We start from the raw sequence: 2,143 nt of genomic DNA, 5'->3' as shown, positions 1-2,143 counted from the left end.
ACATTGGCATGACCATAGACCCTTGCATAGCTAAAGACCGCAGCATCATGAGAAACATGCGCATAATCATAAATATGAGCATCAGCAAAAACGCGAGCACCACCACTTACATGAGCATTGCCATAAATATTCCCATAAATATGAGCATTGCCATAAACAAAAGCATGGTCATAAATTTTTGCATATTGAGAGATAAAAGCCTTTCCATAGATTTCACAATTCCCATAGACTTGACCACAGACTTGAGAATAATGGCGTATTTTTGCATTCTCATAAACACGGGCATGACCATAGACACAAGCCTCATCATACACCCAGCAATTGCCATCATGAGAAAGATTGACTTCTTTTTCAATAAAGCCACCCAAGGCACCCGCCTTAACATCATCAAAATCTTTTAAAGCCCGAATGCGATAAAGATTGATAATATTTCTAGTCAGAGCATGTTTTATTTGTTTGATTTCGCTAGTTAATTTATATTTTTTAGACATAAGAATACCCTCACAATTTAATGTGATAAACATTTGCTAAAATTTGGAATGGAAAATCTAAAAGAGGGGCGCCCCCGCAACGCCCACGCATTTATTTACGCTGCTGTGTTTTCAATAATCTTTACAACGTGATCGTTTTCATAAATTTCACAATCAGAAGGAATCCCATATGCATAGTAAACGTTTTGTTCAACATATGAATAACCATCTCTTTTTAATCTTGCATTGCCATGTACCAAACCTCTAATGGTGTGATAACCAGTCACTTTTGCATTCCCATAAACAGAACCGTAGACCTTAACATACCCACCCACGCTAGCATTGCCATAAACCTTGCCATAAATTTTAGCAGCGCCACTCACAACAGCATCATCATAAACTACCGCATTGCTATGAATACGTGCACTTCCTGATAATTTTGCATTCCCATAAACCTTTGCACTATTATAAACCCAAGCATTATGAGAAAGATGAGCATTGTCATAAACATGAGCTTCAAAATACACGCGGGTTTTATCACATACATGAGCATTGCCATAAACAAAGCCACCAATGGCAGCATTGCCATAGACCCTTGCATTGTCATAAACACGACCAGATTTTACAACACAAGCATTATCATATACCCAGCAATTGCCATCATGAGAAAGGTTGTTTTCACTTTCAATAAAACCACCTAAATCCCCAGCCTTTACATCAGCAAAGTCTCTTAATGCTTTAATGCGATAAAGAGTTTGATTATTTAATACACGTGTCTCATTTGTGAGTGCAAATTTCTTTTGCATAGCACAATTCCTTTATAAGAAGATTTAATTTTTGAATGAAAGAATTTGGTTAGAAAGCAGGCGCCCCCGCACCGCCCGCGCGTTTATTTATGCAGTTGTAAAAACAATTTCACCAGTGATAACAGGTTCTTTATAATTGCCACCAATTTTGGTATTACCACTTATCTCAGTATAACCAATCACTTGAGCATTGCCAAATACATGCGCATTCCCATAAACCTTGCCATAAATTTTAGCATTGTCATAAATGCGCGCATCATCATAAACCTCAGCATTCTCAGAAATTAAAGCATTATTGGAAACCCGCGCACCACCATAGACCTTGCCATAAACCTTAGCATTGTCACAAACACAGCCCCTATCATAAACATGGGCATAACAAGTCACTATAGCATTCCCATAAACTTTAGCTTCTCTATTGACCATAGCACCGCCACAAACATGGGCATTATCGCAAACCCTAGCATTGTCAAAAACTATAGCATCTTCATAAACATGGGCATTATCATAAACTTGAGAACTTCCTAAAACACGTGCTTTGCCATAAACCTCAGCATTGCCATAAATTCTAGTCTTATCAAGAAACTTGCCATAAATAGTGTCATAAATTTTTGCATTGCCATACACTTTAGCATGTCCAAAAATATCCCCATAAATCAATGCGTTCTCATAGACTTGCGCATTGCCATAAACCTCAGCTCTAATATGCACGCTAGCATTGCCATAAACTCTTGCATTTTCATAAATTTTAGCAGAGCCAGTAATTTTTGCATTATCCAAAACATGGGCATTATCGAAAACCCGCGCATCCCCATAAACCATGGCATTGCCACCGACCCAGCAATTGCCATTATCAGCTAAATTTGC

General features: G+C 38.1%; 2 protein-coding genes and 1 pseudogene. All 3 read right to left on the bottom strand.

All coding sequences use genetic code 11. The features are described from left to right. Positions 1 to 491: pseudogene (locus PVV59_RS09725) on the bottom strand (hypothetical protein); the annotation flags it as partial. Between the two features lie 95 nt (positions 492 to 586). Then, positions 587 to 1,276 carry a hypothetical protein gene (locus PVV59_RS09720; RefSeq protein WP_273755879.1) on the bottom strand — a complete coding sequence of 230 codons (690 nt, stop codon included), beginning with the start codon at positions 1,274 to 1,276 and terminating at the stop codon, positions 587 to 589. A gap of 87 nt (positions 1,277 to 1,363) precedes the next feature. Continuing rightward, on the bottom strand, positions 1,364 to 2,143 hold a 780-nt coding region (locus tag PVV59_RS09715; RefSeq protein WP_273755878.1), incomplete at its 5' end, for a hypothetical protein.

The sequence above is a fragment of the Bartonella sp. MM73XJBT.G genome, from assembly GCF_028618435.1.
Taxonomy (GTDB): Bacteria; Pseudomonadota; Alphaproteobacteria; order Rhizobiales; family Rhizobiaceae; genus Bartonella.
The sequence above is the reverse complement of the archived record's forward strand: the minus strand, read 5'-3'. Positions and strand labels throughout refer to the sequence as shown.